15 protein-coding genes and 1 pseudogene are annotated in these 18835 nt (G+C 61.2%); 9 read left to right on the top strand and 7 right to left on the bottom strand.

Annotated elements, in window-relative coordinates:
* Positions 1-240, top strand: a 240-nt coding sequence (locus tag M2401_RS14850; RefSeq protein ID WP_259103981.1) for a transposase, incomplete at its 5' end; no start/stop codon positions are given.
* A 129-nt stretch (positions 241-369) separates the two neighbouring features.
* Here M2401_RS14850 and M2401_RS14855 read toward each other — a convergent pair.
* Entirely contained in the window at positions 370-1416 is a 1047-nt protein-coding gene (locus tag M2401_RS14855) for a LacI family DNA-binding transcriptional regulator (protein ID WP_259103982.1), read from the bottom strand.
* Between the two features lie 214 nt (positions 1417-1630).
* On the opposite strand from M2401_RS14855, the pseudogene M2401_RS14860 reads away from it, so the two are divergent.
* The 4 genes and pseudogenes from M2401_RS14860 to mgrA all read left to right on the top strand — a co-directional run bounded on the left by M2401_RS14860 (position 1631) and on the right by mgrA (position 7286).
* Positions 1631-3849, top strand: a pseudogene (locus tag M2401_RS14860) (TonB-dependent receptor).
* A gap of 45 nt (positions 3850-3894) precedes the next feature.
* Complete coding sequence (locus M2401_RS14865; protein WP_259103984.1) at positions 3895-5226, top strand: LLM class flavin-dependent oxidoreductase; 1332 nt, start codon at positions 3895-3897, stop codon at positions 5224-5226.
* Between the two features lie 7 nt (positions 5227-5233).
* Positions 5234-6175, top strand: a complete 942-nt coding sequence (locus tag M2401_RS14870) for a sulfonate ABC transporter substrate-binding protein (protein ID WP_259103985.1) — start codon at positions 5234-5236, stop codon at positions 6173-6175.
* A 73-nt stretch (positions 6176-6248) separates the two neighbouring features.
* A complete protein-coding gene (gene mgrA / locus M2401_RS14875) occupies positions 6249-7286 on the top strand; it encodes an L-glyceraldehyde 3-phosphate reductase (protein ID WP_259103987.1) in 1038 nt (345 codons plus the stop codon).
* A 163-nt stretch (positions 7287-7449) separates the two neighbouring features.
* Here the strand turns inward: mgrA and M2401_RS14880 are convergent, their stop codons facing one another.
* From M2401_RS14880 to M2401_RS14895, 4 genes are all read right to left on the bottom strand, one after another.
* A complete protein-coding gene (locus M2401_RS14880; protein ID WP_259103988.1) occupies positions 7450-7893 on the bottom strand; it encodes an NfeD family protein in 444 nt (147 codons plus the stop codon).
* Positions 7893-8813: an SPFH domain-containing protein gene (locus tag M2401_RS14885; RefSeq protein ID WP_259103989.1), complete on the bottom strand. Its 921-nt coding sequence runs from the start codon at positions 8811-8813 to the stop codon at positions 7893-7895. Before M2401_RS14885 ends, M2401_RS14880 begins: the two co-directional genes overlap by 1 nt.
* Positions 8814-8982: 169 nt before the next feature.
* Positions 8983-10767, bottom strand: coding sequence for a GspE/PulE family protein (locus M2401_RS14890; RefSeq protein ID WP_259103990.1), 1785 nt, complete (start codon positions 10765-10767; stop codon positions 8983-8985).
* Positions 10768-10877: 110 nt separating this feature from the next.
* Complete coding sequence (locus tag M2401_RS14895) at positions 10878-11225, bottom strand: hypothetical protein (RefSeq protein ID WP_259103991.1); 348 nt, start codon at positions 11223-11225, stop codon at positions 10878-10880.
* A gap of 126 nt (positions 11226-11351) precedes the next feature.
* Here M2401_RS14895 and M2401_RS14900 point away from each other — a divergent pair, with 126 nt between their 5' ends.
* The gene (locus tag M2401_RS14900) at positions 11352-11819 is read left to right on the top strand and encodes an Lrp/AsnC family transcriptional regulator (RefSeq protein WP_259104468.1); all 468 of its coding nucleotides are present in this window, start codon (positions 11352-11354) and stop codon (positions 11817-11819) included.
* A 147-nt stretch (positions 11820-11966) separates the two neighbouring features.
* Here M2401_RS14900 and M2401_RS14905 read toward each other — a convergent pair whose 3' ends face one another.
* Positions 11967-13334 carry an inorganic triphosphatase gene (locus M2401_RS14905; RefSeq protein ID WP_259103992.1) on the bottom strand — a complete coding sequence of 456 codons (1368 nt, stop codon included), beginning with the start codon at positions 13332-13334 and terminating at the stop codon, positions 11967-11969.
* Between the two features lie 165 nt (positions 13335-13499).
* Here M2401_RS14905 and argE point away from each other — a divergent pair, with 165 nt between their 5' ends.
* The 3 genes from argE (at position 13500) to M2401_RS14920 (ending at position 17114) form a co-directional block, all read left to right on the top strand.
* Positions 13500-14648: an acetylornithine deacetylase gene (argE, locus tag M2401_RS14910; RefSeq protein WP_259103994.1), complete on the top strand. Its 1149-nt coding sequence runs from the start codon at positions 13500-13502 to the stop codon at positions 14646-14648.
* A gap of 196 nt (positions 14649-14844) precedes the next feature.
* Positions 14845-16143: an amino-acid N-acetyltransferase gene (gene argA, locus M2401_RS14915; protein ID WP_259103996.1), complete on the top strand. Its 1299-nt coding sequence runs from the start codon at positions 14845-14847 to the stop codon at positions 16141-16143.
* 131 nt (positions 16144-16274) lie between these two features.
* Positions 16275-17114: a class I SAM-dependent methyltransferase gene (locus tag M2401_RS14920; RefSeq protein WP_259103998.1), complete on the top strand. Its 840-nt coding sequence runs from the start codon at positions 16275-16277 to the stop codon at positions 17112-17114.
* A gap of 123 nt (positions 17115-17237) precedes the next feature.
* On the opposite strand, the gene gshA is transcribed toward M2401_RS14920, so the two are convergent.
* Positions 17238-18824 carry a glutamate--cysteine ligase gene (gene gshA, locus M2401_RS14925; protein ID WP_259103999.1) on the bottom strand — a complete coding sequence of 529 codons (1587 nt, stop codon included), beginning with the start codon at positions 18822-18824 and terminating at the stop codon, positions 17238-17240.
* Between the last annotated feature and the right edge of the window lie 11 nt (positions 18825-18835).

Raw genomic sequence — 18835 nt, forward strand, 5'->3', positions numbered from 1 at the left:
GACAGCGGTGAAGGATCAAAGCCCCGTTATGTCAGAGGCGGTCGAGGGAAGATACGACGGGTGTTGTACATGGCCGCGTGGGTCATGGTCAGGTACGACGCTGGCTTCAAGGCGAGGTACGAACGCTTACGAGAACGAGGTAAGTGCGCGAAGGTGGCGATCGTAGCTTGTATGCGGGTGATTGTCCGTTTGAATGCAATGCTGCGTGATGGCACGCCCTGGCGTTCTGAAGTTATCTGATTCGCCGTCGATGCCTTGCTGAGGCCAGAAAGACACCGACTTGCTCGGCGGGGCAGGACTTACGACGCCCTGAGGTAATTAGTCGTGATCAAAGGCACTGAAGACAGTTGCTCCTACTGACGCATGGTGTCAGGTGCTCTCGCGCTCAATCAAATGGCAATCCAGCAGATTCAGCCGCTGGATCTCACCCTCCGGCACCAGCACTCCGAGGCTTTCCAGCACCCGCTGCGCCGCCAGCACGCCGATCTCCAGAGCGGGCGGTTTGATGGTGGTCAGGCTGGGCATCAGCATGTGGGCGAAAGGGTAGTCGCCAAAGCCCATGATTGCGCAGTCCTCGGGGATACGCAGGCCCGAGCGTTGCCCCGCGAGCAGGCCGCCGGCGGCGAGGTTGTCGTTGGCGAAGATAATCGCGTCGGGGCGCTGTTCACCTGCCATCAACTGCTGCATGGCCTGTTTGCCTGCCTCGAATGGCGCCAGGTCCGGCTCCGGGGCGAACACCCAGGGTTGCAGCCCCAATAACTCCAGGGTCCGGGCATAGCCGTTGCGCCGCTCAAGGGCGCTGAGGTCGCCGACGGCGCTGTTCTGCACGAAGGCGATGCGTCGATAGCCCTTGTCATGCAGGTAGCGGGCGGCCGTCACGCCGACTTCGTCGTGGGAGAAACCGATCTGCATCGGCCCGCGTTCGGGCTGATAGTCCCAGGTCTCGACCACCGGGATATCTGCCTGCTCGATCATCTTTTCCGTCGCGGCACTGTGGAAATGACTGGTCAGCACCAACGCCGCTGGCGACCAGCCAAGAAAGGCCCGCACCGCGCTTTCTTCCTGCTCTTCAGAGAAGTAACTGGATGCCAGCAGTAACTGGAAGCCGTGGCGGCTGAGGGTGTCGCTGAAGCCCTGGATGGTGTTGGCGAAGATCGGCCCGGAGATGTTCGGAATGACCATGGCGACGATACGGCTGCGTGCCGAGGCCAGCCCGCCGGCCACCAGATTGGGCACATAGCCCAACTCACTGACGGCCTCAGCGATGCGCTCGCGGCGCTCCGGCGAGACCTGGTCCGGCTGATTGAAATAGCGCGAAACCGTAATGGCCGAGACCCCGGCGTGCCTGGCCACGGTATTGAGGGTTACCCGGCCGACGCCCTTGCGTTTGCGTGTGGCTGGCGAGTCATCCGACATGGGCAATCATCCGCATAGGTTTAAAAGGCATATAAAAGTAATTTTTCATTATTTGACGATCTATTCGTCCCTTGCTGATACTGATGATGTTAGCGCTACCAAGTTGGTTTGTCTGCTACTCGCTCAAGCGAATGCCCAAAACCGCGCAGGTACACAACTTCAGGCGTCAGTCCGCAGAAGACTGACCGATCAGGGCATATCGAGCAGGCACACCATGCAAAACACAATCGGGGAAATCGTCAAACGCACGCTGCTGGCCCAAGCCATCAGCCTGGCCGCACTGCCAATGGTGCAGGCCGCTACTTCCGGCGACGAAGCCGTCAGCAGTCAGGAACCCGTGCTCAAGTCAGTGACCGTTACGGCAACCCGTCGCGAAGAGTCGCTGCAAAAGGTGCCGGTAGCGGTATCGGTGATCGACGGCGAGCAACTGGAGCGCGATAACCGCAACGGCGTGGCCAGTATCGTCCAGCAGATTCCGTCGCTGAACTTCCGTACCGGCGCATCGAACAAGGACACCTCGCTGTTCATTCGCGGCGTCGGCACCATCTCCACATCGCCGGGCGTCGAGCCGACCGTGGCCACGGTGATCGACGGCGTGGTCTATGGCCGCCCCGGCCAGGCCACCCTGGATCTGCTCGACCTGGACCGCATCGAAGTCCTGCGCGGCCCGCAAGGCACGCTGTTCGGCAAGAACGCTTCCGCCGGTGTGCTCAACGTGGTGACCAAGGCGCCGACCGAAGAGACCCACGGCTATATCGATCAGTCGTACTACAGCGGCAATGAAAGCCGCACCCGTTTCGGCATTGGCGGCAGCCTGATTCCCGGCACCTTGAAGGGCTCGGTAACGACCCTGTTCGGCAGTTACGACGGCAATGTCGACAACAAGCTCAATGGCCAGGAGGTCAACGGCTACAACCGCAAGGGCATTCGCGGCAAGCTCGAGTTCACGCCCAATGAAGACGTGACCTTCACCCTGGCCGCCGACTACATGCAGTCCAGGGACGACACGCCCAATGGCGTGGTCAGCAAGGCCCTGACCCCGGCCTTCGCCAGCGCCCTGGCGCCGGTCAGCGCGCAGAGTGACAGCCGCAAGCTGAGCAGTGATTTTCGCAGCCATGTCGACGACATCAACAAGGCCTGTCCGGCCAGCTCGACTGGAAACTGGGCGACTACACCCTGACCTCGATCACCGCCTGGCGTGGCTGGAACAACGCGCAGTATCAGGACGGCGACCGCCTGGGCACCATCACTGCGGCCTTCCCCGGCACCGAAGACAAAGGCCGCCTGGACTACGACCAGTACTCCCAGGAGCTGCGCCTGGCATCGCCCAAGGGTGAGTTTCTCGAATATGTCGGTGGCCTGTTCTACATGCACGGCAAGGACACCGAAACCTACCAGCGCACGCTGATCACCACGACTCGACAGGACCGTGGGGTGGCGGACTACAGCACCACCAGCGACAGTTCCTCGGTCTTTGGCGAAGCCACCTTCAACTTCCGTCCGGATCTGCGCCTGATCGCCGGCCTGCGCTGGACCCACGACGAACTGGAATACGATCACCGCCGAGTCTCGACCTCGGCGACGACAGTCAGCGGCATTCAGCCAGCCACCAGCAGTTCGGGTTCGGTGGATGAAGACGGCAAGTCCGGGCGCCTGGGCCTGCAATACGACCTGAGCGACAGCGTCACCAGCTACGTTACCTATTCCCGTGGCTACAAGGGCCCGGCGTACAACGTGTTCTTCAACATGCAGCCGCGTGACACCGATGCGCTCAAGCCGGAAACCTCCAACACCTGGGAAGTCGGCATCAAGGCGACCAGCTGGAACAATCGCCTGACCACCAACCTGGCGGTTTTCCACAGCGACTACGACAACTATCAGGCTAATTTCTACGACACCGTGGCCGGGCAAGTGGTGACCCGCCTGATCAACGCAGGCAGCGTCAGCACCGAGGGCGTCGAGCTGGATTACGCCCTGCAGGCAACGCGCAATCTGAAGTTCTCCGGCGCCCTGGCCTACACCAAGGCACGCATCGACAGCTTCCAGTGCCCGCCTGGCGCGGCGGCGTCCTGCAACGTCAATGGCAAGACGCTGCCCTACAGCCCGGACTGGAAAAGCTACGTGCGCGCCGATTACACCATCCCGCTGGATAACGGCCTGGATATCGAGCTGGGCACCGATTACAGCTGGCAGAGCGAAGTGCAGTACGACATCAGCCAGAACCCGGACACCAAGCAGGGCGCCTACGGCATCTGGAACGCCAGCGCGGCCCTGGCCGACTACAGCAATGGCTGGCGTGTAGCGCTACTGGCGAAGAACCTCGCCGACAAGTCCTATTCGCCGATGCTGGCCAGTGGCACCGGCTACATCTACCGCGCCGTCCCAAGAGACGACGAGCGCTATTTCGGCGTGCAGTTGCGTAAGGATTTTTGAGCCGTTGCGTGCGACAACCCTCAATGAATCGCTAAGGAACAGGTTATGAGTCGTCAAATGAAGCTGGGCGCGTTTTTAATGGCCACCGGGCACCATGTCGCGGCCTGGCGCCACCCGGATGTGCCCGCCAATGCCGGGCTGGATATTCGCCATTACCGCCACTTGGCACAGGTTGCGGAAGCGGCGCGGTTCGATGCGCTGTTCGTCGCCGACAGCGTGGCGGCGCCGACCGGGGATATTGCCAGCCATATGGCGCGCTCCGATCATTTTGAACCGCTGACCCTGCTCTGCGCCCTGAGCGCGGTGACCGAGCACATCGGCCTGATCGCCACCGCGACCACGACCTATAACGAGCCGTACCATGTCGCGCGCAAGTTCGCCTCCCTTGATCACCTTTCCGGTGGCCGGGCCGGCTGGAACCTGGTGACCTCCGATGCCGCTGCCGAGGCGCAGAACTTTGGTCGCGACCAGCACCTGGGGCATGCCGAGCGATACAGCCGTGCTCGGGAGTTTCATCAGGTCGTGACCGGGCTATGGGACAGCTGGGCTGACGATGCTTTTATCCGCGACAAGGCCAGCGGTCGCTACTACGAGCCGAGCGGGCTGCATGTGCTGAATCATCAGGGCGAGCATTTCTCGGTGAAAGGCCCGCTCAACGTCGCCCGCTCGCCCCAGGGGCAGCCCGTGGTGGTGCAGGCCGGATCGTCCGAAACCGGTCGCGATCTGGCGGCGCAGACGGCCGAAGTGGTGTTTACCGCCCAGACTTCATTGCGCAACGCCCAGGCGTTTTACCGTGACCTCAAGGCACGCTTGGCCGACTACGGGCGCAGCGAGGACTCGCTGAAGATCATGCCGGGTGTCTTTATCGTGGTCGATGAAAGTGCCGAGCGGGCGTGGGAGAAGTTCGAGGCGTTCCAGGCGCTGGTTGAGCCGCAAGTTGGCGTGGCGTTACTGGGGCGCATGCTCGGTAACTTCGACCTGTCGGGCTATCCCCTCGATGGGCCGCTGCCTGAGTTGCCGTTGACTGACAGCGGTCAGCGCAGCCGCCAACTGTTACTGACCGAGCTGGCAGGGCAAGAGCAACTGACGCTTGCCCAGTTGGGTCGCCGCATCGCCGGAGGTCGCGGGCATTACAGCCTGGTCGGTACACCGACGCAGATCGCCGACGAGCTGCAGGTCTGGTTCGAACAGGGCGCCGCCGATGGCTTCAATGTGCTGGTGCCGCATCTGCCTGGCGGCCTGGAAGATGTCGCGCGCTTGCTGGTGCCGGAGTTGCAGCGACGCGGGCTGTTTCGCACTGAGTATGAAGGCAGCACGTTGCGGGAGAATTTGGGGCTGCAGCGGCCAGCCAATCGATTTCAATTCAAACAGTCATAGGTTGTTTATGAGAATACGCACATTGTTCGCCCTGACGCTGGCGCTCTGGGCCTTTGCCAGCACCATCTGGGCTGCGGCCCCGCCGGGACTGCGCATCGGTTACCAGAAAGGCTCCATTACACTGGTACTGGCCAAGGAGCACGGCCTGCTGGAACAGCGCTTTAACGGCACGAAGATCAAATGGATCGAGTTCCCCGCCGGGCCGCAGATGCTCGAAGCCCTGAACGTTGGTAGCCTCGACCTTGCCTCGACCGGGGATATCCCGCCGATCTTCGCCCAACTTGCCGGAGCCGATCTGGTGTACGTCGGCAGTGAGCCGAGCAAGCCCCACGCGGAAGTGATTCTGGTGCGTAACGACAGCGCCGTGCGCAGCGTGGCGGATCTGAAAGGGCGCAAGGTGGCGTTCCAGAAAGGCTCGACTTCGCACAATCTGGTCCTGCGCGCCTTGAGCAAGGCGGGGTTGAGCTTCAAGGATATCCAGCCGATTTACCTGACCCCGGCCGATGCCAAGGCGGCCTTTGAAAACGGCAGTATCGATGCCTGGGCGATCTGGGACCCGTACTACTCCATCGCCCTTGAAGAAGGCCGCAGCCACTTGCTCGCCGACGGTGAAGGGCTTGGCCTGTCAGGGCCGGTCTACACCGCGCGCCGCGCCTATGCCCAGGCCAATGCTGAGTTTATCCAGCAGGTGCTGAATGAGCTGAGCGCTGCCGAGGACCTGACCCGCAGTCAGCGTCAGGCCAGCATCGATATCCTCACCCGCAGCATGGGTCTGCCTGCCACGGTGATTGCCCAGTACATCGACCATCGCCCGGCCTCGCCGAGCCAGCCGGTCACCGCCGCGACCATTGCGGCCCAACAAGTGACCGCCGATCTGTTCTACGACAACCATCTGTTGCCCAAGCGGGTCGACATCCAGCAAGCCGTTTGGCAGAAGCCGGCACTCTGACTCTTCACTGGACAACGCAAACGATTGCTACACACTGGTAATCGTCCGACAACATTCAACAAGAGAGGATCCGATGACGTATATCGCTGCCGAAAATCGTTACGAAGCCATGCCCTATCGCCGTACTGGCCGCAGCGGGCTGGTCCTGCCTGCGTTGTCTTTGGGGCTGTGGCATAACTTCGGCGACAGCACGCCGATCGATGTCCAGCGCGCCATGCTGCGCACCGCATTCGACCTGGGTATCAACCACTTTGACCTCGCCAATAACTACGGCCCGCCCTACGGCGCCGCCGAGATCAACTTCGGCCGTCTGCTGCGCGAAGACTTCAAGCACTACCGCGACGAACTGATCATCTCCAGCAAGGCCGGTTGGGACATGTGGCCGGGGCCTTACGGCCAGGGCGGCGGCTCGCGCAAGTACGTGCTGGCTAGCCTCGACCAGAGCCTGCAACGCATGGGCCTGGACTATGTGGATATCTTTTATTCGCACCGCTTCGACCCCGACACCCCGCTGGAAGAAACCGCAGGCGCATTGGCCACTGCTGTACAGCAGGGCAAGGCGCTTTACATCGGTATCTCTTCGTACTCCGGGGCGAAAACCCGTGAGATCGCGGCATTGCTGAAAGAGTGGAATGTGCCGCTGCTGATTCATCAGCCGGCCTATAACCTGCTCAATCGCTGGGTCGAGAAAGACCTGCTGGACGCTACCGAAGAGCTGGGCGCCGGGGTGATTGCCTTTACCGCGTTGGCCCAGGGCCTGCTGTCGGACAAATACCTGAACGGCATTCCCAAGGATGCCCGGGTCAATCGTCCCGGTGGCGGCTCGCTGCAGGCCTCGCACTTGTCGGAAGAGAACATTGCCCATGTGCGTGCACTGAACGAAATTGCCCAGCGTCGCGGCCAGAGCCTGGCGCAAATGGCCCTGGCCTGGACCCTGCGTGACCCACGGGTGACCTCGGCCCTGATTGGCGCCAGCCGCCCGGAGCAGATTGTCGAAAACGTCGGCGCCTTGAGGAATTTGGCGTTCAGCGCTGAAGAGCTGGCTGAGATTGACCGTTTTGCGGTGGAAGGCGGGATCAACTTGTGGGAAAAGCCGTCGACGGCTGAATAGCAACCAAGGCCTGCCTGGGAGCGAGGCAAAACTTACTGGATCACGGTAACTTTGTGGGAGCGAATTCATTCGCGAATGAATTCGCTCCCACGGGATTTTCTCCCATTCCCCCTAGGTCTTGGGAGCGCCTCAGCGCGCGGGGGGAGATCTCTTACTGATCGGATCAGGCTATATCCACCCGCAAAATCGCCCCATCCTGCGCCACCACCCGCACCTGGGCGCCAACCGGCGCATCAGGTCCGGTGACGATCCACACGCCATCCCCGACCTTGATCTTGCCGCGTCCTTCGACAATGGCGGTGTGCACGGCGAAGGTGCGGCCGATCAGTTCCTGCCCACGCATGTTCAGCCCCGGCTGATCGGACGGGCGATTGACGCTGCGCTGGCGCCGCCACCAGTACACCGCCGTGAGGATCGACAGCGCGGCAAACAGCAGAAATTGAATCGTCCAGTGCATGGGCAGCAGGAAGGTCAGCACGCCGACCCCCGCCGCCGCGATGCCGACCCACAGCAGATAGCCGCCGGCGCCGAACACTTCAAGAATCAGCAGCACCGTGCCCAGGCCCAGCCAGTCCCAGAACGACAGGTTTTGCAGGTAGTCCCACATCAGACTTTCTTGCTGTCGAAGGTGGCTTTGACGATCTCGCCGATACCGCCCACGGCGCCAATCACCTGGCTGGCTTCCAGCGGCATGAGGATGACCTTGCTGTTGTTGGCCGAAGCCAGTTTGCCCAGGGCGTCGATGTACTTCTGCGCGACGAAATAGTTGACCGCCTGCACGTTGCCGCTGGCAATCGCTTGCGATACCACTTGGGTTGCCCGGGCTTCTGCTTCGGCCTGGCGCTCCCGGGCTTCAGACTCAAGGAAGGCCGCCTGACGACCGCCTTCGGCTTCGAGAATCTGCGCCTGCTTCTTGCCTTCGGCGGTGAGAATCGCGGCGGCGCGCAGGCCTTCGGCTTCGAGTATCTGGGCGCGCTTGATGCGCTCGGCTTTCATCTGCCCGGACATGGCCGCCATCAGGTCGGCGGGTGGGCTGATGTCCTTGATCTCGATGCGAGTGATCTTGATGCCCCACGGCGCCGTGGCTTCGTCGACCGTGCGCAGCAGGCGTTCGTTGATGTTGTCGCGCTGGCTGAGCATGGCGTCCAGTTCCATGGAGCCGAGCACGGTGCGGATATTGGTTTGCAGCAGGTTGCGGATCGCATGTTCGAGGTTGTTCACCTCATAGGCTGCCTGGGCAGTGTTGACCACCTGGAAGAAGCACACGGCGTCGATCTGTACCGTGGCGTTATCTGCGGTGATGACTTCCTGGGGCGGGATATCCAGCACGCTTTCCATCACGTTGATCTTGCGCCCGATGCGATCCATCACCGGCACGATGATATTCAGGCCCGGCTTGAGCGTGGTGGTGTAGCGGCCAAAGCGTTCGACGGTCCATTGATAGCCCTGGGGCACCACCTTGAAACCCATGAACAGAATGACGATCGCCAGAACGACGAACAGCAGGACGACGGTACCTAGTTGCATAACTTTTCCCTGTTTTACACTTATTAATACATCGATTAGCCGCCGGTTGTGGGAGCGGATTTATCCGCGAAGAGGGCATTCCAGTCGATGAAGATTTGTCGAATGTACCTGCCTCTTCGCGAATGAATTCGCTCCCACATATAAAGCAATCGGCGGGAATGGTCTGTCTTTAGCGCTGCTCACTCTGCGGCGTAACCCGCAGCACTTCTTCCAGCGTCGTCAGCCCCGCCGAGACCTTTTGTGCGCCGGACAGACGCAGGCTGCGCATGCCTTCCTTGAACGCCTGGCGGCGCATGGCGGTGAGGTCGAGGTCGGCGCTGATCAGGTCGCGCACGCCATCGGACATCAGCATGATCTCGTACACCCCGGCGCGGCCGCGATAGCCGGTTTCCCGGCACTCGATACAACCGACGGCGCGATGGGCGCCGGCTGGCACCGGAGCCTGCCACGGGCGGGTGAGGGTTTGCCAGTCCACCTCGTTCAACTCGATAGGCGCCTTGCAGTGCGGGCACAGGGTTCGCACCAGGCGCTGGGCCATGACGCCGAGGATGGTGGCCTTGAGCAGATAGTGCGGCACCCCGAGTTCCAGCAGGCGGCTGATGGCACTGGGCGCATCGTTGGTGTGCAAAGTGGACAGCACCAAGTGACCGGTAAGGGCGGCCTGGATGGCCATTTCGGCGGTCTCCAGGTCGCGAATTTCGCCGATCATGATGATATCGGGGTCTTGGCGCATCAGTGCGCGTACGCCGCTGGCGAAGGTCAGGTCAATGTTGTGCTGGACCTGCATCTGATTGAACGCCGGTTCCACCATCTCGATGGGGTCTTCGATGGTGCAGAGGTTGACCTCCGAGGTCGCCAGCTTCTTCAGCGTGGTGTAGAGCGTCGTCGTCTTGCCGGAACCGGTGGGGCCGGTGACCAGAATGATGCCGTTGGGCTGGCAGGTCATGTCCTGCCAGCGGCGCAGGTCATCGTTGGAAAAACCGAGCTGGTCGAAGTCCTTGAGCAGCACTTCCGGGTCGAAGATCCGCATGACCATTTTCTCGCCGAACGCGGTGGGCAGGGTCGACAGGCGCAACTCGACTTCGCCGCCATCGGGCGTGGTGGTCTTGACCCGGCCATCCTGGGGTTTGCGTTTTTCGGCGACGTTCATCCGACCCAGGCTTTTCAGGCGGCTGACCACGGCCATGGTCACCTGGGGCGGGAACTGGTAGATGTTGTGCAGCACGCCGTCGATGCGAAAACGCACCGTGCCTTGTTCCCGGCGCGGCTCGATATGGATGTCACTGGCGCGCTGCTGGAAAGCGTACTGGAACAGCCAGTCAACGATATTGACGATATGCGCGTCGTTGGCGTCGGGTTCCTGATCGCTGGAACCGAGCTTGAGCAACTGTTCGAAGTTGCCGATGTTGTTCATTTTCTGATCGACGGCATTGGCGCCGCTGACCGATTTCGCCAGGCGGAAGAACTCCACCGCCACTCGCTGGATATCTGCCGGGTTAGCCACCACGCGTTTGATCGAGCGCTTGAGGACGTGGGTCAGGTCGGCTTCCCAGGCTTTGACATAGGGCTGGGCGCTGGCAATGGTCACCGATTCGCGGTCCACCGCCACGGCGAGGATCTTGTGGCGTTGGGCGAAGGCGTAGGACATCAGCGGCGTCACCGAGGCGCTGTCGATCTTCAACGGGTCGATACGCATGTACGGTTGCCCGGCGCGGGCGGCCAGCCACACTGTGAGGGTCTCAAGGTCCAATTTGCGCCCCGGACGCTTGAGGTCATCCAGTTGTTGCGCAGCCATGAACTGCAACGGGTGCAGCTGCATGTTGGCGGCACTGCGCCGCTGGGTCATGGCGTGCTCGGCGCTGGCCTGGTCGATGAAACCTTCGGCGACCAGATCGCGCAGCAGCTCGTTCAGATCCAGCCAGCGGTCCTGGGTTGATGGTGCGAGGACGGACATGCAGCTTCCTTTGGGCGGTTCAGCTCATAACGATCAGCAAGAGTAGCCCCAAGCGTGCCAGTTGTTGCGCCCTCTGTGTGGTTAAGCGTTGCGATTATTTTCAGCGGTGCTCAGCTGGCAGCCAGGGAGACGGATTGAATTGAGACGTGGGAATGCCCGAGTTGTTCCAGCTCCACTGTACAAACATTGATCAGGTTGCGCATTTTTTCTCCAATCACCTGGGCGCGATGCCACGACAGACGGTCGATCTGCACATCGATCATCAGCATGTCCTCGGCCTGCTGCACGTTCACCTGTTGCGGGATCAGGTACTGCATGGCGAACAGATTGAGCACCCGGCACAACAGGTCAGGCTCGGCCTCGGCAAGAATCCTGTACTGGGCCAGGCAGTGGCTGTTATGGGCTGACCAGGTGTCCGGACGGTGTGGGGCGGTTTCCACGGCTTCGAGGTTGGGCATGGGGCGTCTCCTGTTTCGACTGGGGAAATTCTTGCATGTAGAAAAAGAAATTTCTGATCCATGATCGAATGGATTAGCCTTGTTTCGACTAGTTAATGCGTGAAAACCTCAAAAAGAGAAATAGTTATGTCTATTGAGCTGGATGGCTATGACCGCAAGATCCTCGCGCTGCTGCAAGAGGACGCTTCCCTGTCCAGCGCGCAGATTGCAGAACAGGTCGGGCTGTCGCAGTCGCCGTGCTGGCGGCGGATTCAGCGGCTCAAGGATGAAGGGGTGATCCGCCGGCAGGTGTCATTGCTCGACCGCAAGAAGATCGGCCTCAACACGCAGATCTTCGCCGAGGTCAAACTCAACGCTCACGGACGCTCCAATTTCACGGAATTTACCGACGCGATTCGTGGTTTTCCTGAGGTGTTGGAGTGTTATGTGCTGATGGGAGCGGTGGATTTTCTGTTGCGGATTGTCACGCCGGATATCGAAGCCTACGAGCGCTTCTTCTTCGAAAAGCTGTCGATGGTGCCAGGGATTCAAGAAGTGAACTCGATTGTGGCGTTGTCGGAAATCAAATCGACGACGAGTTTGCCGGTGGGGTGACTTGCTCCTCGGGTTCAGCAGGGCGCTTGTGAATGTGGGAACAGGCTTGCCTGCGAAGACGCCGGTTCAGCCTGCACATTTTTCGGCGGCAGACAGATAGCTTTCGCAAGCAAGCTTGCTCCCACATATTGTATTTGCAGCGCGAGGTTACATTTTCAGCAACAATTTCCACGCCTTGTTCTGCAACACGGCAATGGTCTGCTCAACCCGGGCGTCGATGATTTCATCGCTGATCGGCTGGTTGGCCAGTTCTTCCAGTTTGTTCAGCTCGCCGTACAGGCGGTCGACTTCCGGCAGGTCGAGGACCTGGCGGGCGTGGTGCATCCACGCCTGGATACGTTCGATGCGCGGCAGTTGCTCGGCCAGGTCTTCCGGTTGCTGCTGATAGCGATTCAGTTGCAGGGCGGTGGCTTCGTCCGCCAACAAGCGTGGCAGCCAACTGGCGAGGAGGGCGGCGCCCTGGCGGTTGCCACGGTTGTTACGCTCGGCGGTCCAGCTACGAGCCAGCAGCCAGCGCGAGGTGTTCAGCGAGAACAGGCCCCAGCGTGGATCCTGCAGTTCTTCGATGAACTGCGCGTGGGCGGCGGCGCGGACGTCACCGTCTTCCTGGCCGGCCTGAACCAGCGGGCGCCAGTCTTCCAGCAGGGCGTCGAGGGCGCCGCGCAGTTCGCTGGTAGCGGTGCGCGGGGCGGCCTGGCCGAGGCTGGTGGTCAGGGCACGCAGTTCGGCCAGTTGCTCGACCCAGTCCTGCAGCAGGCGCCAGTGGCCATTAAAGCGATATTGCTCGGCCAGGCGCTGGCTGCTGCCCAGCAGATGCCAGGCCAGGGCGGCGTAGGCGTCGTCCAGTGGCGTTTCGCCGTCGAGCTGCGGTGCAGGCAGGCTCAGGGAGTAGCTGTTGGCGTCGAACAGGCGGTAGCCGCGCTCGGCCTTGCTGATATCGCACGGCATCAAGGCCAGGGTCTGGGCCAGCTCGGCGGCCAGTTCCAGCAGCGCGGCAGGTTCGCCTTCACGCAGTTCCAGTTCCAGCTCGCAGATTTCTTCCTTCTGCTTGCCGACGATGACGTTGCCCAGATCCAGGGCGGCCTCGATCACTACCTTGGTCTTGCCGCGGCCCCAGGCGATTTCGGCTTTTTCCCGGACGAAGTCAGTGGTGAACAGTGGCTTGATGGTCTTCTTGTCCAGGTCCGCCAGCTGCTCGGGCCAGCATTCGCCGTCGAGCTTCTTGATATCGAGCTTGGCCTTGGCCAGGTCCCAGTTGTATTCGTTGCGCTCGGACAGCCCGGCCACGCTTTGCCCGCGGGTCTTGAGGGTCTGGATAATGGCATCGCCATCACGACGCAGGCGCAGGGCTACCTTGGCGTTGGCCAGGTCGCGCTCGGGGGTGTCGAAGTATTGGTTAAACAGTTCCAGACGTTCCCAGCCACTTTTGTTGCGCTTTTTCAGCAACGGGTGTTCACGCAGCGCCGCCAGGGTTTCGCGGCTGACGCGCAGTTTGATTTCGGTTTCTTTGTGCATGGCCGGGAGTCCAGACGCTGTAAAGCTGATAACGGGAGGCGCAGCCGGGGGGGGCAGGGCTGCGCGATGGCGTGCAGTGTACAGGACATGCCCGGTAACGGTTTATTCCAGACAGCATCTGGCCCTATGATGAACTGGCGTGTCGCCCCGCCTTGAGGAATGTCTATGCCCGTGCCGTCGATGAAAGACCAGTTCGCCGCCCTGATCGCCGCACCTTCGGTGAGCTGCACCCAGCCGTCGCTGGATCAGTCCAACCGTGAAGTGATTGATCTGCTGGCCGGTTGGCTGGGCGACCTGGGCTTTGCCTGCGATATCCAGCAGGTCTCGCCGGGCAAGTTCAACCTGCTGGCCACCTATGGCACCGGCCCTGGCGGCCTGGTGCTGGCCGGGCACAGCGATACCGTGCCGTTCGACGAGGCATTGTGGAAAACCGATCCGCTCAAGCTGACGGAAGTCGACGGGCGCTGGGTCGGCCTGGGCAGTTGCGACATGAAGGGCTTTTTTGCCCTGGCCATCGAAGCGGTGCGCGGTCTGCTTGATCAACCCTTCAAGCAGCCGTTGCTGATTCTTGCGACTTGCGACGAAGAAAGCTCCATGGCCGGCGCGAGGGCCCTGGCCGAAGCGGGTCGGCCCCTGGGGCGTGCGGCGGTGATCGGCGAGCCGACCGGGCTGCGGCCAATCCGCCTGCACAAGGGCGTGATGATGGAGCGCATCGATATTCTTGGGCGCAGCGGCCATTCCTCCGACCCGAGCCTGGGGCACAGCGCGCTGGAAGCCATGCACGACGCCATCAGTGAGCTGAAAGGCCTGCGTGCGCAGTGGCAGCAGGAGTACCGCAATCCGCAGTTCAGCGTGCCGCAGCCGACCCTTAACTTCGGCTGTATCCATGGCGGCGACAACCCCAACCGGATCTGCGGCCAGTGCTCCCTGGAATTCGACCTGCGCCCGCTGCCGGGCATGGACCCGAACGTGCTGCGCGCGGCGATCCAGCAGAAGCTGCAGCCCTTGGCCGAGCGCCATAAGGTGCAGATCGATTACGCGCCGCTATTCCCTGAAGTGCCGCCCTTCGAACAGCTCGCCGATGCTGAACTGGTGCGGGTGGCGGAACGTTTGACCGGTCATACTGCCGAAGCAGTGGCATTTGGCACCGAAGCGCCTTATCTTCAGCGCCTTGGTTGCGAGACCCTGGTTTTAGGCCCTGGCGATATCGCTTGTGCGCATCAGCCGGGGGAATACCTCGAAATGTCACGCTTGCAGCCTACAGTGACCCTGTTGCGACAGTTGATTGAACATTATTGCCTGAGCCCGCAGTGAGCGGATTTGGATGTTGCGATGTAATGTGGGACCGGCTTTAGCCGGGAATGCGTCTTTCCGGCTAAAGCCGGTCCCACAGGAAAATCCCAGAGATAAAAGGAGAGTGCACGTGTTGCCAAGCCTGTTCCGACGATAACGACTACAGAGTTGTGCGTGTTGCTGTCCTTCGTCCAATTTTCTACAGGCTTTTCAGGTTATGCCCGATTACGTGAACTGGCTTCGCCATGCGTCTCCCTATATCAACGCCCACCGGGAACGGACCTTTGTCGTTCTGCTGCCCGGCGACGGTGTGGAACATCCCAATTTCGGCAATATCGTCCACGACCTGGTGCTGCTGCACAGCCTTGGCGTGCGACTGGTGTTGGTTCATGGTTCGCGCCCGCAGATTGAAAGCCGCCTGAGCGCTCGCGGCTTGACCTCGCATTACCATCGCGACATGCGGATTACCGATGCGCCGACCCTTGAGTGCGTGATCGATGCCGTGGGCGCGCTGCGTATCGCTATCGAAGCACGCCTGTCCATGGACATGGCCGCCTCGCCGATGCAGGGCTCGCGGCTGCGGGTGACCAGTGGTAACCAGGTCACCGCCCGGCCGATCGGTGTGCTCGAAGGTGTGGATTACCAGCACACCGGTGAAGTCCGTCGCGTCGACCGCAAAGGCATCAATCGCCTGCTGGACGAGCGTCATATCGTCCTACTGTCGCCTCTGGGCTATTCGCCGACCGGTGAGATCTTTAACCTGGCCTGCGAAGACGTTGCCACCCGCGCCGCCATCGACCTGGGTGCCGACAAGCTGCTGCTGTTCGGTGAAGAAACCGGTTTGCTCGACGAGAACGGCCGACTGGTCCGTGAACTGCGTCCGCAGCAGGTTCCGGCGCATCTGGCACGGCTGGGCAATAACTATCAGGCCGAGCTGCTGGATGCGGCGGCCGAAGCCTGCCGCGGTGGCGTGGGCCGCAGCCATATCGTCAGCTACACCGAAGATGGCGCCTTGCTCACAGAGCTGTTCACCCGTGACGGTGGCGGTACTCTCGTCGCTCAGGAGCAGTTCGAACGGGTTCGTGAAGCCGCTATCGAAGATGTCGGTGGCTTGATGGATTTGATCACGCCGCTGGAGGAGCAGGGCATTCTGGTGCGCCGCTCCCGTGAAGTGTTGGAGCGCGAGATCGAGCAGTTCAGCGTGGTCGAGCGCGAAGGCCTGATCATTGCCTGTGCGGCGCTGTATCCAATCGCCGATTCCGAGGCCGGCGAACTGGCTTGCCTGGCGGTCAATCCCGAGTACCGCCATGGCGGTCGCGGTGATGAGCTGCTTGAGCGCATCGAAACACGGGCGCGGGAACTGGGCCTCAAGACCCTGTTCGTCCTCACCACCCGCACCGCGCACTGGTTCCGTGAGCGCGGCTTCGAGCCGAGCAGCGTCGAGCGCCTGCCGGCCGCCCGTGCGTCGCTGTATAACTTCCAGCGTAATTCGAAGATCTTCGAAAAAGCGCTGTAATTGACGGCCGTCGGCGCTGCCAGTCCAGGCCGCGCCGATAGCCTATAGTTTGCCGTCAGACTCATCACGCGACCCACTCATTGCGATCCTTGTGCAACCTGTTGTCGGGTCCTCAAACAAGGAATATGCCAATGGACCGAAGAGCAAAGCTGCTGTCGGGGTTGACCCTGGAAGGTACGCTTGGCCTGGAGATCGGTGCGCTATGCCGCCCCTTCATCAAGGCTGCCGACCACGCAGTCATCTACGCCGATCACGCCAGTACCCAAGCGCTGCGTGACAAATACCGTCATGACCCGGATGTACAGATCGATGAAATAGTCGAGGTAACGGCTGTTCTCGCTGAAAAGACCCTGGCGCAGGCGGTGGGTCGCAAGGTCGATTATGTCGTCGCCTCTCACGTTATCGAACATGTGCCGGACCTGATCGGCTGGCTCAACGAGCTGACGTCGATCCTGCAGGAGGGCGGGGAGATTCGGCTGGTAGTGCCGGACAAGCGCTTCACCTTTGACTACCTCAGGAACACAACTCGCTTGAGCGATGTGCTGTATGCCCATCTGGTCGAAGCGCGCTGGCCGTTGGCGCATATCGTGATGGATTATGTGCTCAACGTCGTCAAACTGGATGGCGCCAAGGCGTGGCGCGGGCTGATCGAGCCTGACCGGCTTGAACATCACCATAGCCTCGGCGATGCGCAGGGAATTGCACGGCAGATACTGGATTCAGGGGCTTATCACGACGTGCACTGCTGGGTGTTTACCCCGCAGTCTCTGGCGCAGTTGTTCGTCGAGCTGATCGACCATCGCCTGATAGCCCTTGAGTGCGTGAATTTTCACGACACGGCCCAGGACACCATCGAGTTTTTTGTCGGACTGAGGCCCACCCAGGATTATGTGCGGGCCAGACGGAGCTGGTTGGCGATGGCGGATGCGGCGCGGGAGGTGCGTACGAGCAGAAAATCCGATATGGAATGAGGTCCTGTGGGAGCCGGCTTGCTGGCGATGACGTCGGATCAGTCACCGACGCAATTGCGAGTGCTCCGCACTCGATCGCCACCAAGGCGGCTCCCACACCGGCAAGCCGACGTCTACAGCACGCTAGTTACTGATCGCCAGAATGCTCGCCTGATAGGCACCGACGAAGGTGTCGAAATCGACGGGCTCTTCGGTCTGCTCCAGCTCCGCCTGTTCAGCGATCGAGGTTCTGGCCAGGCTTTCGAAGCGAGCCTGTTCCTCGACGCTCAGTGGCTGGCTGCGGAAGTACTCGGCATGAGCCTGGCTCTGGCGGAACGAGAAAGCGGTGAAGCCTTCCTTGTGTTCGGTCATGCTCGCCAGAATCTGTGCCGATGGCGTCAGGGACGAGTCCTTGACCTTGGCCAGTTGAACTTGCAGCGACTTGGCGTGCTCGTCGCCGCCCTGAGCCTGATCCAGCAAGGCTGCAATCGGCGCTATTTTCTCAAGCAACTCGGTGGCCCAGACCTTGAGCTCGACGTTGCCGTTGGGCCCTTGCAGTTCCAGGCCCGGACGCCGGCCTTCCTTCACGACGGTGAGGAAGTTGGTAGACGCGCCGCTGCATTCGTTGTTCGCCAGTTGCGGGCTTTCCTGCAAGGCGCAGTACAGCACGAAGGCGTCGATGAAGCGGGCTTGCTGCAGGTCGATACCGGTCGGCAGGAACGGGTTGATATCCAGGCAGCGCACTTCCACATATTGCACGCCACGGGACATCAACGCCTGAATCGGCCGCTCGCCCGAGTAGGTCACGCGCTTTGGGCGGATGGTGGAGTAGTACTCGTTTTCAATCTGCAACACGTTGGTGTTGAGCTGAATCCATTCGCCGTCCTTGTGCGTACCGATTTCGACGTACGGCGCATACGGGGTGGCTACCGCCTTGCGCAGGCTGTCGGTGTAGCTGATCAGGTCGTTGTAGCACGGCGTCAGATCGGCCTGGGCGTTGCTCTGGTAACCCAGGTCGCTCATGCGCAGGCTGGTGGCGTAGGGCAGATACAGGGTATCGGCGTCGAACTGTTCCAGCTGATGCGAACGGCCGCGAAGGAAACCGGCATCCAGCGCAGGCGAAGCACCGAACAGGTACATCAGCAACCAGCTGTAACGACGGAAGTTACGGATCAGCGCGATGTAGGAATGGGACTGGTAGTCCCGGGCATCGCCGTCAAACGTCTCGGTCTGCTTGAGCAGCGGCCAGACGGCCTCGGGCAGGGAGAAGTTGTAGTGAATCCCGGCGATGCACTGCATGGTTTTGCCGTAGCGCAGGGCCAGGCCCTTGCGGTACACGTACTTGAGCTTGCCGATATTCGAAGTGCCGTAATAGGCAATCGGAATGTCTTCCTCGGCAGGCAGCGGGACGGGCATGGACGGGCTCCAGAGGAACTCGTTGCCCAGCTTGCTGTAGGCAAACCTGTGAATCTTGTCGAGGCTGTCCAGGGTTTCGGCCGGACTGGCCAGAGCCGGTGTGATGAACTCCAGCAGCGACTCGGAATAGTCCGTGGTGATCAGACCGTTGGTCAGTGCCGAGCCCAGGGCTTCCGGGTGCGGGGTCTGGGCCAGACGGGCTTCACCGGTCACGCGCAGGCATTCACGCTCGATACCGTGCAGGCACTGTTCCAACAGGCTAAGGTTTGCGCGCTCGCCAAGCAGAGCCAGACGGCGGTTGAGAAGTTCGCTCAAGATGGATTCCT

Origin of the sequence: Pseudomonas sp. JUb42 (assembly GCF_024807945.1) — a bacterium.
Taxonomy (GTDB): Bacteria; Pseudomonadota; Gammaproteobacteria; order Pseudomonadales; family Pseudomonadaceae; genus Aquipseudomonas.